Annotated in this window: 10 protein-coding genes and 1 tRNA gene; 3 read left to right on the top strand and 8 right to left on the bottom strand. The window is 42.5% G+C overall.

The window, feature by feature from the left end:
* Positions 1 to 80: 80 nt before the first annotated feature.
* Positions 81 to 1124: a sialidase family protein gene (locus EGN73_RS20565; RefSeq protein ID WP_219293843.1), complete on the bottom strand. Its 1044-nt coding sequence runs from the start codon at positions 1122 to 1124 to the stop codon at positions 81 to 83.
* A 189-nt stretch (positions 1125 to 1313) separates the two neighbouring features.
* Here EGN73_RS20565 and dnaE point away from each other — a divergent pair, with 189 nt between their 5' ends.
* On the top strand, positions 1314 to 5603 hold the full coding sequence (gene dnaE / locus EGN73_RS20560) for a DNA polymerase III subunit alpha (RefSeq protein ID WP_219293841.1): 4290 nt from the start codon (positions 1314 to 1316) through the stop codon (positions 5601 to 5603).
* Positions 5604 to 6115: 512 nt separating this feature from the next.
* Here dnaE and EGN73_RS20555 read toward each other — a convergent pair.
* Genes EGN73_RS20555 through EGN73_RS20545 form a run of 3 tightly spaced genes read right to left on the bottom strand, consistent with a single transcriptional unit; the run spans position 6116 to position 10208 of the window.
* Entirely contained in the window at positions 6116 to 8395 is a 2280-nt protein-coding gene (locus tag EGN73_RS20555; RefSeq protein ID WP_219293839.1) for a xanthine dehydrogenase family protein molybdopterin-binding subunit, read from the bottom strand.
* Positions 8396 to 8412: 17 nt separating this feature from the next.
* A complete protein-coding gene (locus tag EGN73_RS20550) occupies positions 8413 to 8871 on the bottom strand; it encodes a (2Fe-2S)-binding protein (RefSeq protein WP_219293838.1) in 459 nt (152 codons plus the stop codon).
* Between the two features lie 47 nt (positions 8872 to 8918).
* Positions 8919 to 10208, bottom strand: coding sequence for a Gfo/Idh/MocA family protein (locus tag EGN73_RS20545; protein WP_219293837.1), 1290 nt, complete (start codon positions 10206 to 10208; stop codon positions 8919 to 8921).
* A gap of 206 nt (positions 10209 to 10414) precedes the next feature.
* Here EGN73_RS20545 and EGN73_RS20540 point away from each other — a divergent pair.
* A tRNA-Asn gene (locus tag EGN73_RS20540) sits at positions 10415 to 10488 on the top strand.
* Between the two features lie 249 nt (positions 10489 to 10737).
* Here the strand turns inward: EGN73_RS20540 and EGN73_RS20535 are convergent.
* From EGN73_RS20535 to EGN73_RS20525, 3 genes are read right to left on the bottom strand one after another with little or no spacing between them, the layout of a single operon-like run.
* Positions 10738 to 10929, bottom strand: coding sequence for a hypothetical protein (locus EGN73_RS20535; protein WP_219293836.1), 192 nt, complete (start codon positions 10927 to 10929; stop codon positions 10738 to 10740).
* Positions 10919 to 11170 (bottom strand): hypothetical protein, encoded by a 252-nt coding sequence (locus EGN73_RS20530; protein WP_219293835.1) that lies wholly within the window; start codon positions 11168 to 11170, stop codon positions 10919 to 10921. Before EGN73_RS20530 ends, EGN73_RS20535 begins: the two co-directional genes overlap by 11 nt.
* A gap of 1 nt (position 11171) precedes the next feature.
* Complete coding sequence (locus EGN73_RS20525; RefSeq protein ID WP_219293834.1) at positions 11172 to 11495, bottom strand: ATPase; 324 nt, start codon at positions 11493 to 11495, stop codon at positions 11172 to 11174.
* A 292-nt stretch (positions 11496 to 11787) separates the two neighbouring features.
* Here EGN73_RS20525 and EGN73_RS20520 point away from each other — a divergent pair, with 292 nt between their 5' ends.
* Complete coding sequence (locus tag EGN73_RS20520) at positions 11788 to 12147, top strand: hypothetical protein (protein WP_219293833.1); 360 nt, start codon at positions 11788 to 11790, stop codon at positions 12145 to 12147.
* A gap of 35 nt (positions 12148 to 12182) precedes the next feature.
* On the opposite strand, the gene EGN73_RS20515 is transcribed toward EGN73_RS20520, so the two are convergent.
* Positions 12183 to 13607: a Gfo/Idh/MocA family oxidoreductase gene (locus EGN73_RS20515; protein WP_219293832.1), complete on the bottom strand. Its 1425-nt coding sequence runs from the start codon at positions 13605 to 13607 to the stop codon at positions 12183 to 12185.
* Positions 13608 to 13650 lie beyond the last annotated feature (43 nt).

The raw sequence follows: 13650 nt of genomic DNA, 5'->3' as shown, positions 1-13650 counted from the left end.
TGCGTATTAGTGATAAAATTGTTTTTTTGATAATACAAAAAACCTCACAGAATTGAAGAAGAATTTCTATAATAAAATGATTACAGCTCTTCCAATTTTACCCTTACAAACTTTATTTTTTGCCTGTTCCAAGTGTAGCAAAATACCAATTCTCCATCATGATAGATCATAGATGGATAGGAAAATTCATTGTCACCACTTCCGTCCTCGATCGTTTGCTGGATTGGCCAGGTTTGGCCATTGTCAAAAGAGACCGAAAGCTGCATAGGGTATCTTTTTCCCCAATTTTCCCCAACAGGGTTACTGATTAGGGCAAGCGTGTCTCCTCCGATATGGGCGACATCAATCCCGGAATTGTTATTGGGCAATTCGGTAAGCTCCACTGGAGACCAAGTAAGTCCGCCGTCATGGGAGTCACTTCTTCCGATTTTCCCTGCGGAAGTTCTCAGAAGCATGTGAACATGAAGTGCCGCTGACTCCCAAAGTGCCGGCTGTATAACTCCTTCCCCTTTGATTTTGTCTCTGTCCAGAATGAGGGTCTCTGATCGCATCCATGTCTTTCCTTTGTCTTCGGACCTGTCTACAAAAGCATTCCAGACACCACTTTTTTCGATCGAAGCAGGAGCAAGCCAAGTTCCGTCAAAAAGCACAAGCATGTGGTTTCGCACAGGTCCTCTTCCTCCCGTATCATCGCTGACCAGTTCTTTGGGTTCAGTCCATGTTTGTCCCTGATCATCAGAGCTGATCAGCCAGGTTTCCCAGTCGTCAATTTCTTTTCCTACTTTGAAAAACAAGTGAAGCTTTCCGTCAGGGTCATTGAAAAGAACAGGGTTCCAGTGCGCATCTTCACGTATTTTTGCAATCATTTTTGGCTCTTCCCAGTTCTTATCACTGCCTTGGGTAATCCATATTCCCACATCATCGGCTTTCTCTTGGGTACCTGCAAACCAGGCTATCATGTACTTGCCATTGTCTAAGCGCTCAATGCTGCTTGCATGGCATTGCGCAAAAGGTCTCTCATCACCAAAGATGAATTCTTCTGATAATACAGAAAGCTGAACTGACTGGGCCAGGACCCATTGGCTGATGATCAACAAAAACAAAGTTGGAATGAGATTTTTCATATCGGGGTAATATTTAAGTCTGTTGGAAAACAAATACTGGGCTATTTTTTTAGAGAATGGATTTTTCAAAATAGATAATTTTTTCAAGGGTATTGTATCCACAGAAATATTTCCCGACAATTTGCGCGCATCGGTAGTTCCTGCCAAGTATAAATCTTATTTTAGGATCCCAAAATTTGCTGAGACAAGATGTACTTAATTTTTGATACCGAAACAACCGGCTTACCAAGAGATTATAATGCCCCAATGTCAGATGTGGACAATTGGCCACGTCTGGTGCAGATCGCTTGGCAACTTCATGATGCAAAAGGTAAACTTATTTCCAATAATAACTTTATCGTAAAACCGGAAGGCTTTACCATTCCATATAATGCCGAAAAGGTCCATGGTATATCTACGGAAAGGGCATTGAAGGAAGGGCATGATCTGAGTGAAGTCTTGGGTATTTTCCATGAGGACGTAGAGCGGGCTGATTTTCTTGTTGGTCACAATATTGGTTTTGACATCAATGTGATGGGGGCTGAGTTTATCAGGAAACAAGTCCCAATGAAGCTAGACCGGATGGATGAGCTGGACACCAAAGATCTGTCCACGGACTTCTGTGCCATTCCGGGAGGGAAAGGCGGGAAGTTTAAGTGGCCAACTTTGACAGAGTTGCACAAAAAGCTCTTTGGGGTAGGGTTCGATGATGCTCACGATGCAGCTTATGACGTGGATGCGACAGCCAAATGTTTTTTTGGATTGTTGACCCAGAAGGTGGTACCTACTGCCAAGGGGATCACAGCAAGTGAGGTGGTTTATGAGCCACCCAAGCTTGATGCTGCTAATTTTGCAGCTGCGAAAGATGATCAAAAGCAGGCAGCCAAAGATGTGCTCAAAGCTGCTGGTAAAGCAGATATCTCCGAGCTTGAAGATGTGCCTTTTTCCCACCTTCATGTGCATACTCAGTATTCTGTATTGCAGGCCACATCCGAAATCCCGGCACTCATTGCACAGGCTAAAAGTATGAACATGCCGGCCATCGCAATGACCGATCATGGGAATATGATGGGTGCTTTTCATTTTGTAAGGGCAGCTTTGGCCAGTGATATAAAACCTGTCTTGGGCTGTGAATTTTACCTGTGCAGGGACCGGAAAAATAAAAGTGTCAAAGATGATGGCTATCAGACCGTTCTTTTGGCCAAAAATAAAAGTGGCTATCACAACTTGGCCAAGTTGGCTTCCATTGCAAATATTGAAGGCTTTTATTATGTGCCCAGGATAGACAAAGAGGTATTGGCAACTTATAAGGCTGACCTAATTGCCACCACTGGGGGGCTATGGGGTGAGATTCCTTTTTTGATTCTGAATGTGGGAGAAACCCAAGCTGAGGAAGCATTTGTGTGGTGGAAAGAGCTGTTTGGAGATGATTTTTATGTGGAATTGAACAGGCATGGGATTCCTGAAGAGGAAAAGGTGAATGAAGTCCTTTTAAGATTTGCTGAAAAATACGGGGTAAAATATTTCGCAGCCAACAATACCTACTACAATCAGAAATTGGATGCCAAAGCTCATGATATTCTTTTGTGCGTCAAGGACGGTGAGCTTGTCGAGAAACCAAAAAAATACATAGGGAAAAGAGGTAGGGAATTCAGATATGGATTCCCCAATGATGAGTTTTATCTAAAAAGCCAGGAAGAGATGAAAAAGCTCTTTGCGGACTTGCCTGAAGCCATAGCCTGCACCAATGAGATTGTAGATAAAATTGAGACTTTTAAGCTTCAGAGAGATGTGCTTTTGCCAAAGTTTGATATTCCGGATGAATTCAAAGATCCCCAAGATGAAATTGACGGCAAAAAAAGAGGGGAAAATGCCTATCTAAGGCACCTTACCTATGAAGGAGCCAAAAAGCGATATGGAGAAATCACGGATGAAATAAAGGAAAGGCTGGATTTCGAATTGGCGACCATCGAAAACACGGGTTATCCAGGATACTTTCTGATTGTGCAGGATTTTACTGCCGCGGCAAGGAAAATGGGGGTTTCGGTTGGCCCGGGCAGGGGTTCTGCGGCAGGTTCTGCAGTAGCCTATTGTACGTGGATTACCAATGTAGATCCGATTGCTTATGACCTGCTATTTGAGAGGTTTCTTAATCCTGAAAGGGTATCACTTCCTGATATTGATATTGATTTTGATGATGAGGGCAGGCAGAAAGTAATCGACTATGTGATCAAAAAATATGGTTCCAATCAGGTCGCCCAAATCATCACTTATGGCACCATGGCTGCCAAATCGGCCATTAGAGATACGGCCCGTGTACTTAACCTTCCACTTTCAGAGGCAGATAAGTTGGCCAAGCTAGTGCCTGATATCAAGTTAAAGGCATTATTTGACCTTTCGAAGGACAGAGCCAAACTCGCAGATAAGTTGAAAGGTAATGGGGAGGATATAGCCAAGGCGGATGAGTTGATACGCATTTCAAAAGGGCAGGACGAATTGTCCAAGACCATCAATCAGGCCAAAGTACTGGAAGGTTCGGTAAGAAATACGGGAATACATGCCTGCGGAGTGATCATCACACCTGATGACATTACCAACTTTGTTCCGGTGGCTCTGGCCAAAGACTCTGAAATGGTTTGTACTCAGTTTGATAACTCAGTAGTGGAGAGTGCCGGTCTTCTTAAAATGGATTTCTTGGGTCTTAAAACCCTTACTTTGATAAAGGATGCCTGTAAAATCGTCAAGGAGAGGCACGGCGTAGATCTCGATCCAGATACTTTTCCCATAGATGATGAGAAGACCTATGAACTATTCCAGAGAGGTGAAACGGTAGGTATATTCCAGTACGAATCTCCGGGTATGCAAAAGTACATGAGGGAGTTGAAGCCTACTGTTTTTGCTGACCTTATAGCCATGAATGCGCTTTATAGACCAGGACCTCTTGCCTACATCCCGTCCTTTATCCGTAGAAAGCATGGGACAGAGGAGATCATCTATGATTTGGATGACATGCAGGAATATCTGGAGGAAACTTATGGCATTACGGTCTATCAGGAGCAGGTAATGCTTCTTTCCCAAAAGCTGGCCGGTTTTTCCAAAGGGGAGGCAGATGTGTTGCGTAAGGCAATGGGTAAGAAGCAAAAAGACGTCTTGGATAAGATGAAACCGAAATTCGTGGAGCAGGCTTCAGCAAAAGGATATGATGCCAAAAAACTGGAGAAAATCTGGACAGACTGGGAAGCTTTTGCTTCCTATGCTTTCAACAAATCCCACTCTACCTGCTATGCCTGGATAGCTTATCAGACAGCATATCTGAAAGCTCATTACCCGGCTGAGTACATGGCTTCTGTTCTGAGCAACAACATGAATGACATCACTCAGGTGACATTTTTTATGGAAGAGTGTAAAAGGGCCGGTATTGCTGTGCTGGGGCCGGATGTAAATGAATCCAGAAGGGACTTTGCAGTGAACAAGGAAGGTCAAATCAGGTTCGGACTAGGGGCTATCAAGGGTGCCGGAGGTGCAGCGGTGGACCTGGTGATTGAAGAAAGGGATAAAAACGGAGCCTATAAGAATATCTTTGACTTTTGTAAAAGAGTCAATTCCAGAGCTGTCAACAAGAAAACTTTGGAAGCCTTGGCTATGGCTGGAGGTTTTGATTGTTTCAAAGATCACCATAGGAGGCAATACCTCGAAGCTCCGGAAGGTGATGCAACTTTGCTGGAAAAAGCTACCAAATATGCCCAGAAGGTCCAGCAGGAGGCAGATAGCTCCCAAGTGAGTTTGTTCGGGGGAAGTGGAGGTATGGAAGTTCCTTTGCCTAGTATTGCTCCAATGGAGCCCTTTAGTCAGCTACAGCAATTGAACATTGAAAAAGAGGTAGTCGGGCTTTATATATCCGGTCACCCTTTAGATCAGTTTAAGGTAGAAATTGAGGCTTTCACCAATACCCCTTTACCGGAGATCAATGATGTGGAGACGCTAAGGAAAAAGGGCGAAGTGAAAGCGGCTGGGATGGTGACCTCATTTGCACACAGAACCACCAAAACCGGAAAACCTTTTGGTACACTGACCATGGAGGACTATCATGGAGGTCATACCTTTTTTATTTTCGGGGAAGATTATATCAAGTTTAAGGAATACTTTATGACTGGGTGGTTTCTGTACCTCACAGGATCAGTCCACCCCAACAAATGGAAGCCTGACGAATTTGAATTCAAAATCAATTCCATGATGCTTTTGAGTGAAATAAGGGGCAAAATGGTAAAAGGCCTTAGGGTCAATATTGACCTGGATGACCTTACTTATGACCTGATGGAGAAGTTGGAAGAAATCTCCAGAAAGTATAAAGGAGAAGCCAAGCTTTATATCAACGTGATAGATAGAAAGGAAAATATCACCTTGGACCTGATGTCAAAGAAATATCAGGTAGATCCCACAAATGAACTGATAGAAGAATTAGGGCACATGCCTGAGGTAGTTTATCAGATCATCAATTGATGTGTACCTGTAGGTTCCGCGTTATGCTGAACGGAGCTTGCGTAGTTGAAAGCCTGCCCGGGTACCTCCCAATTGACATGAGACTCTTCATTACGTTACCATTGACATAAATCGGGGCGACACGTCACTCTGACGAAGGAAGAGTCTCCCAAAATAGAGGAGATCTCCCGCAATGCTGCGGGACAGGCTTTCATCTCCGCAAGCTCCGATTACCAATGACAGATATGGAGGGATCGTCATTCTGAACGCAGTGAAGAATCTCCTACCATGTGGGAGATGCTTCGACTCCGCAAGCTCCGCTCAGCATGACGCGTAATTTTGTCATTACCCTTTCTGAACATTCCCTAAATGTTAAAATCTCAGGATGACGTACACCAACTGTGATTCCCTTTCTGTAAATGCCAATTTTAATAACTCAGAGTGACGCCGACACCGATTAGGTCAATAATAATACAAAAGCCCTTACAGCATTTTACTGTAAGGGCTTTTTTCTGACAAAATCTATCAATCAATTAAATCGAAAAAGGCAATTTATAATGCCGTTTTCCGGTCAATTTGTACACGGCATTGGCCGAAGCAGGTGCGTAAGGTGGAACAGGGGGTTCTCCTACACCTGTGGGTTTTTCCATACTCTCTACAATATGTACATGGATTCTTTTGGGGGCTTCTGGCATTCTTGCGATTAGATAGCTATCGAAATTGTGTTGCTCTACCACGCCATTTTTAAATGTAATGGCAGAACTGGTAGCCAAACCATGTGCAAATTGTGCCCCGCCTTCAAACTGCGATCTGATACGATCTGTATTTACTGCAATACCACAATCTACCGAATAGTGGACATCAGAAACCTTGATTTTACCATCCCCTCCTTTTTCTACTACAACAATGCAGGCTACATAAGTCAGAAAGCTTTTTTGACAGGCAAAACCCATAGCTTTGTTTCCTCCTAAGTTTTGACCCCATCCAGCTTCTTGTGCCACCCTTTGAATCACTGCTTTCATTCGGCCTGTTTCCCAAGGGTACTCTTCTATGCTTTCTCCGTAGTTGGAAAAATCACCGTCGAGTTCTTCTTTAAAACTTAGGTTCCTGTCCTCTCCCAACATTTCCAGGGCATGGTTGACGGGGTCAATTCCTCTTGCTTCAGCTATTTCATCCATCATACAATTGATGGCATAAGAATGGTGAATATTACTGACCGAGCGCAACCAGCCTATTCTTGTATGAGCTTTAGATTCATGGGTTTCAATTCTGATATTTGGAACATCATAAGGGAAGTCTACACAGCCTAAGCCTAGTTCTCCATCTGAAGGATGAACCTCTGCGGGATTTGAGGTAGCTCCAATTGCTGGAAAAACGGTATGGTGATTCCATGCAATAAGCTTTTTTGAACTATCCAGGGATGCCTTGATTCTCTGGGCGCTGTGTGCATGGTAAAAATCATGGTGAAGGTCATCTTCTCTGGTCCATTGGACCCTGACAGGAGAGCCCGTCTCTTTGGACAATATAGCCGCTTCCACCACAAAGTCAGGTTTTGACTTTCTTCCAAAGCCTCCACCCAAAAGCGTGACATGCATGGTGACATCTGCTACTTCAATTCCCAATGCAGATGCAACTGCTCCTCTAGCCCACTGAGGATGCTGAGTAGGTGCCCAAACTTCACATTTACCATTTGTAAAATGAGCAACAGCAGCTGGTGGTTCTATGGTTGCATGAGCATAATAAGGCAGCTCATAAGTTCTTTCAATGTTTGTAGTTGTGGATTTAGTTGCCTCCTCTATTTGGCCTCTTTCCCTTCTTACTTTACCGGAGTTTTTGGTGCTTTCAAGCATTTCTTTCAACTGGTCAGCTGAATCATAGCCTTGGTTTTCCCCTAAGTCCCATTCAATTTCCAAAGCCTTTCTTCCTTTAATGGCAGCCCAAGTATTGGTTGCAATGACAGCAATTCCCTCTAAGGGTTGATCCAAACCAGCTGGTAGTCCAGCTCCTTCTATTTTTACGATTTTTTCTACTCCATTTACGGCCAATGCTGCTGAGTCATTTACAGAAACGACCTTTCCGCCAACCACTGGGCTTCTGCTAACCACTGCAATTTTAATGTTGTCCAGATCTACATCAGCACCAAAAACAGCTTTTCCTGTGGCTATATCTTTGACGTCATAAATGGGGATGTCTTTACCTATCAGCTTATAATCTCCAAATGGCTTTAGAATAACATCCTCAGATCTGGGGATCTCCATTTTTTGAACATCAGAGATCAGATCACCAAAATTGATGGATTTCCCTGAGTCCGGATGATGAACCTTGCCATTTTCAGTATGGCATTCATCCATAGCTACTTTCCATTTTTGAGAGGCTGCCATCAGCAACATATGTCTGGCTGTTGCACCAGCTCTGCGCATAGGTTCATAAAACATCCTTACAGAGTATGAACCATCTGTGTTCTGATCTCCATATTTATCTTCGTCACCATCGGCTTGGACAATTTTCACTTTAGACCAGTCCGCACCTAGTTCATCAGCAATGATCATAGGCAGTGAAGTTCTGATTCCGGTACCCATTTCTGAACGGTGGGCAATGAGGGTGATCAAGTTGTTTTTATCGATACTCAGGTAGGCATTTGGAGCAAATATCCTATCCTCGCCTTTTGGTCCGCTGCATTGAAAACTAATCCCGAGAAAAACCCCACCCGAAGCCAGGGCGCTCAATTTCAAAAAATCTCTTCTGGATGGTTTAAATATTTTACTGGAGTCGGTTTCTTCTTTGGGCTTGAAGAATGGAAATGTAGGTCTCATATTTCAATATTTAGAGATTAAAGTTTTGAAGAAGCGGTTTTGATGGCTTCTTTGATTCTGTTGTAAGTGCCACATCTACAAAGATTTCCTGCCATCGCTGTCTCAATTTCTTGGTCAGAAGGATTTGCATTTCTTTGGAGCAAGGCAACGGCATTCATGATCTGCCCAGACTGGCAGTAGCCACACTGTGGCACCACATGCTCGATCCAAGCGGACTGAAGTGGATGATCTCCATTTTCGGAAAGGCCTTCTATAGTCACAACTTCTTGGTCACCCACCGCTGAAACAGGTAAGCTACAAGAGCGAATGGCTTCACCTCCAACCAATACAGTACAAGCTCCACAAAGTGCTTGCCCACAGCCGAATTTAGTACCTTTCATTCCCAGAAGGTCGCGTAACGCCCATAACAAGGGCATGTCCTCTTCGGCTGTCACTTGATGTGATTCACCATTAATTTTCAAAGTATAGTTTTCCATAATTATTCGGGTGGTTAGCGGATGAATAAGTTAAATAATTCACATGGTTAAATTCCTATTAAGTTCCATTCTTTTCGGTAGGGCCTGAACAGCAAATCGTTTGCATCTGTATCCCCCCTGAAAATCTCTTTATTTGAATTCCATTTCAATGGCCTTTTCAATCTGTAAGAAACCATGGCCAAATACATGGGTAAGGTCATTTCCTTAGCGTAGGCAAGATGGGATTGAGGTTGTTGCCTGGACTTGACCGCATCTATAAAATTCTGTTGATGTCCCGGAGATCGTGGAATGGTTAGTGGTATATCGCTGACATCTGACAGAACTTCTCCATCGATTCTTATTTCTCTACTGGAATAATCACAAATCAATGTCCCTTTGCTTCCTTCGAAATATGCCCCAATATGTCTCTCAGATGCGCCTGGTACGTCAGGTGGTGTGCTTGTCCAATATAAATCAAGGTTCTTAAACTTGAAGTCTACATCAATCCATTTTGGTGTATCCCCAACCCCTTCTGATTTTTCTCCCTTAGCTGATACTTTTTTTAATTTCTGAGGTTGTATACCCCACCACACCACATCAGCAATATGACACCAAAAATCCTGAAAAACCCCACCAGAATATTCCAGAAAGTAACGGTATGTAAAATGACATTTTTCAGGAGCATATTCCGAATATGGAGCAGGTCCCAGCCACATATCCCAATTCAGATGTTTTGGAGGTGTCTGGAAATTTAATTTTTCGATATAGGTCGGCTCACCTGTTTTCCAAAGCCTTACTGTTTTGATTTTACCTAATACACCTGATTGCAGTATTTCAGCCACACGGTGATAATTATCTCCTGAATGGATTTGTGTACCTAATTGAAAAACCCTTTTATTATCAGCAAGTGATTTTAACATCAGGTCTCCTTCTTTAAAACTATAAGAAAGAGGTTTCTCTCCATATACATCTTTTCCTGATTGAAAAGCCAAAACAGCAATCTGTGCATGCCAATGGTCTGGAGTTGCTATAGTTACAGCATCTACATCAGCTCGATCCAAAACAAACCTGAAATCCTGATATATTTGGGCTTTAGAATCAGGATGAATTTCTTTTAGTTTTTGAAGCGCCTCTTCCGCTCTGTTCATATCCACATCACATAAGGCTACGATTTCAACATCAGGCAAATTGGCAAACCAATTCATATGGGACAAGCCCATACCTCCCAAGCCAATATGGGCAATCCTTACCCTGTCTGAAGGAGCTCCCCTAAGACCAGTAAAGGGAATAAACTGTAGTCCAAGTACGGCGAATGCAGATGTTTTGACAAACTCTCTTCGGTTAAATTTGGGGTTCATAGCATAGGAGTATAAAGTGATTCGGTAATAAAAGCAGAATAATTTAAGCAGTAAAAAAGATTAAAAAAATAACTATCTGATTTACTGAAAGAAAAAAAGAGAATTTTTAAAAAATGATTTTTTTTAGGTTGGAGGTTTGGAAAAAATGGATCATCCTACTATGTTTGCACCACGTTAAACGAAAGCGTTTAAGCAGAGAGAAAAATTCCTCCTTAGCTCAGCTGGTTAGAGCACCTGACTGTTAATCAGGGGGTCCTTGGTTCGAGCCCAAGAGGGGGAGCAGAAAGCGGTCAATTGACCGCTTTTTTTGTTTTGATATGAATTCCTCCTTAGCTCAGTTGGTTAGAGTCCCGCACCTGCGGGATTAATCAGTCCCGTAGGTACGGGATGGTTCGAGCCCAAGAGGAGGAGCGAAATCAAAAATGAGGTCAAAAACGACCTCTTTTTTTGTTTTATGTCCCTTTATATTAATTTGAGGAAGTTTTTTATGGTTGCAAGTTTTTAAAAACGTAAAACTTAAGCTAATGAATCAACCTTGACTACGCTTGTATGAAATGGTTGGTTGCACATCATTTGGGTCAATCTCCACGATTTCACCATTTCTCACAACAACTAATGGACTATTCTTCGCTTTTTTGAATTCCACTAGCTTGCGATAAGCTTCTTCAAGCCCTTTAACTATTTTGTCTCTTTCCTCTTTTAGTTGCTCTTTAGTCTCCATAATATTTTTGTTTTAAACCTTCCCACAATTCTTTGTTATTAATTGTGACGTCATTAACCCCTCCCTCTGCCACTATTTCATAAGTGTCTCCAGAATTATTTACAAATAACCAGTTATCCACTTTGGGCAGAAATAATCTGAAAAAATTCTCAAGACCGCTTTTATATCTTCTCCTGACAAAATCTTCAGATATATGATGTTCGCCCTCTTTTACTCGCCTTGCTACTCTTAAAATAGCCAAGTCATAGGAATCTAACCAAAAAAAACAAACAGGTTACCTGATAATTTAATTCCTTTGCTCTTTCAACATATTGCACATAACTCCTTGTAGAAAGCGTCATTTCAAAAGCAAAATTTTCCCTTGACTCTAATAACTTTTTGATTCTTTTCAGCATATATCTTCCCGCTTCAATACCAGCTTTCTCTGGTTGGAAAGGAGAGATTCCTTTTGCAATTTCATCTGCATCCACAAACTCTTTACAGTCCAGGATTTCAGGCAAAATGGTGTTGGAAGCAGTAGTTTTACCTGCTCCATTACAACCTGCTATGATGTAAAGTTTCTTCATTGAATACAAATATACACTTTACTATCTAATCATCATTTTAACCAATCCATGAAGACAATATTTGGTGCGATAACTTCTAATAATCTTGCTGAGAGAAAATTTTACTTAGTTAACTCCTCCATTACCTCTTTTAAAACCAAAAACACCCTACTCCGGTTGCAACCATCGTTGATAGGGGGAGCACAAGCCTTGCAGCAATGCAAGGCTTTTTGTTTTAGACAACTCTAGAAACCATTTATTTTTTTCAACACAATAGTTGACTAACTTAGTTTTTTATTGAGCTGTAATATAGATGAACAAACAACTACTAATTCTAAGCAATTATTTACTTTCAGAGTACTTGGAAAAAGCTCCGAAAGGTTTAAATCATGCTTTTGAAGCATTGAAAGACGCCGAAATCTCAACAGATAGCTTTAGTTTTTACACCTCTGTATCCTCAGTATATAGCAGCAAAATAGAGGGCGAAGCCATCGAATTGGACAGCTACATCAAGCACAAAAAATTCGGGATAGAATTTTCACCAGATTACACCAGAAAAATAGATGACCTTTACTATGCCTACAGCTTTGCAAAGGTCAATGAGCTCAATAAGGAAACCATTGCCCAAGCCCATTCATTGCTCAGCAAAAATATCCTTACAAAAAGCCACTGAAATTACTTCCAGTGGCCCTATGTCATAAGAAAATATTAAACCCTATAAAACTCTTCCCAGCCTTTCCTCGGTGGCATACCTGCCAATACCTGATTGGCAAGTGGATTGTTGACGATCTGTCTCTTTTCGCGGTCAAATTCCAGTTTTACGCCCATTTGCTGAGCCATTACTCCCAGACAAAACACCTGACTGAGTGGGCCTGCAATTTCAAATGGAGACCTCGTCTTTTCCTCCCCTTTACAGGCTTTTAGAAAATTAGCGAAGTGGTTGGATGGGCTTTCAGGTACCTCGGGAAGCTTTGACTCCATTTCCTTGGCTTTTTCTTCTGGGATGATTGACAATGTGCTGCCATGCGAGCCTCCTTTGAATGTAAGGTCTTTGCTGTAAATGATTTTACCCGGATTGAGTTTGGCAGGTTGAATCTGACCTGTACTTGGTGGCGGGATGTTGGGGTCCAGTTCGGATACGCCATAGCCATCCGGTACAGGAGGGATATTGTCCAGTCCGTCATACCAGGTAATGGTCAAGGGTGGCATGTCCCCACGCGAAGGAAATTTAAACTCCAGAGTAGTGGACATCGGGAAAAAGAAAGGATTGTGTCCACTCAGTTTGACTGGATTGATTTCATGCGGCAGGCCTAAGTCCAGAAATTCATGGGCACTATCGATAATATGCGCACCCCAGTCGCCTAAGGCTCCCATTCCATAGTCGTACCAGCAGCGCCACTGTCCATTGTGAAAATCTTTATGAAACCCTCTAGGCTGCGCCTGACTCAGCCAAGTGTCCCAGTCCAACGTTGATGGGACTGGTTCTGGACCTGGAAATCTTGTCATCTCAGTATCCCATCCATGCCAGCGACGCCTTGCATTCATATGTGCAGTGATGGCTGTCACATCTTTGATAATGCCTGCCTCTTTCCAGCTCTTGAATTGAAAATAATTGGCCTCGGAATGTCCTTGGTTGCCCATTTGGGTGACTACTTTTGGATTTTTCTTTGCAGCAGCCATCATCAGGTCTACTTCCTGGAATGTTCTTGCCATTGGCTTCTCTACATAGACATGTTTTCCTTCAGCAATGGCCAGCATGGTAACCGGGAAATGTGAAAAATCCGGAGTGCCAATGCTGATAGCCTCAAACTCGTTGCCGATTTGGTCAAACATTTTTCGGAAGTCTTGAAATTGTTTTGCTTTTGGAAACATATTCATGATTTCCAAAGTCTGCTGAGCTCCCATATCCACATCGCATAAGGCCACTATGTTGCAAAGACCGGTTTCATAAAGGGCTTTGATGATTTCATTCCCTCTGTTTCCTATACCTACACAGGCAAGGTTGACTTTGTCCGAAGGGGCTATGTGTCCCATCGATTTGCCTAGTACCTTAGGAGTTATGATACTAAAACCTGTTAAGCCTAAAGCAGCCGTAGCCCCTGTTTTTAGAAAATCTCGTCGGTTAGTGGACATGTTTTTGGTTGTTTTGGTTATTGCGTTTCTTATTTTTAATTCG

It is taken from the genome of Arthrospiribacter ruber, from assembly GCF_019343195.1.
Taxonomy (GTDB): domain Bacteria; phylum Bacteroidota; class Bacteroidia; order Cytophagales; family Cyclobacteriaceae; genus Arthrospiribacter; species Arthrospiribacter ruber.
The sequence above is the reverse complement of the archived record's forward strand: the minus strand, read 5'-3'. Positions and strand labels throughout refer to the sequence as shown.

Excerpts from the sequence above, each read along its gene's own strand:
- EGN73_RS20525 (WP_219293834.1), bottom strand. The coding sequence starts at position 11,495 with ATGAAGAAACTTTACATCATAGCAGGTTGTAATGGAGCAGGTAAAACT.
- EGN73_RS20545 (WP_219293837.1), bottom strand. The coding sequence starts at position 10,208 with ATGAACCCCAAATTTAACCGAAGAGAGTTTGTCAAAACATCTGCATTC.
- EGN73_RS20550 (WP_219293838.1), bottom strand. The coding sequence starts at position 8,871 with ATGGAAAACTATACTTTGAAAATTAATGGTGAATCACATCAAGTGACA.
- EGN73_RS20555 (WP_219293839.1), bottom strand. The coding sequence starts at position 8,395 with ATGAGACCTACATTTCCATTCTTCAAGCCCAAAGAAGAAACCGACTCC.
- EGN73_RS20535 (WP_219293836.1), bottom strand. The coding sequence starts at position 10,929 with ATGGAGACTAAAGAGCAACTAAAAGAGGAAAGAGACAAAATAGTTAAA.
- EGN73_RS20520 (WP_219293833.1), top strand. The coding sequence starts at position 11,788 with ATGAACAAACAACTACTAATTCTAAGCAATTATTTACTTTCAGAGTAC.
- EGN73_RS20515 (WP_219293832.1), bottom strand. The coding sequence starts at position 13,607 with ATGTCCACTAACCGACGAGATTTTCTAAAAACAGGGGCTACGGCTGCT.
- EGN73_RS20565 (WP_219293843.1), bottom strand. The coding sequence starts at position 1,124 with ATGAAAAATCTCATTCCAACTTTGTTTTTGTTGATCATCAGCCAATGG.
- dnaE (WP_219293841.1), top strand. The coding sequence starts at position 1,314 with ATGTACTTAATTTTTGATACCGAAACAACCGGCTTACCAAGAGATTAT.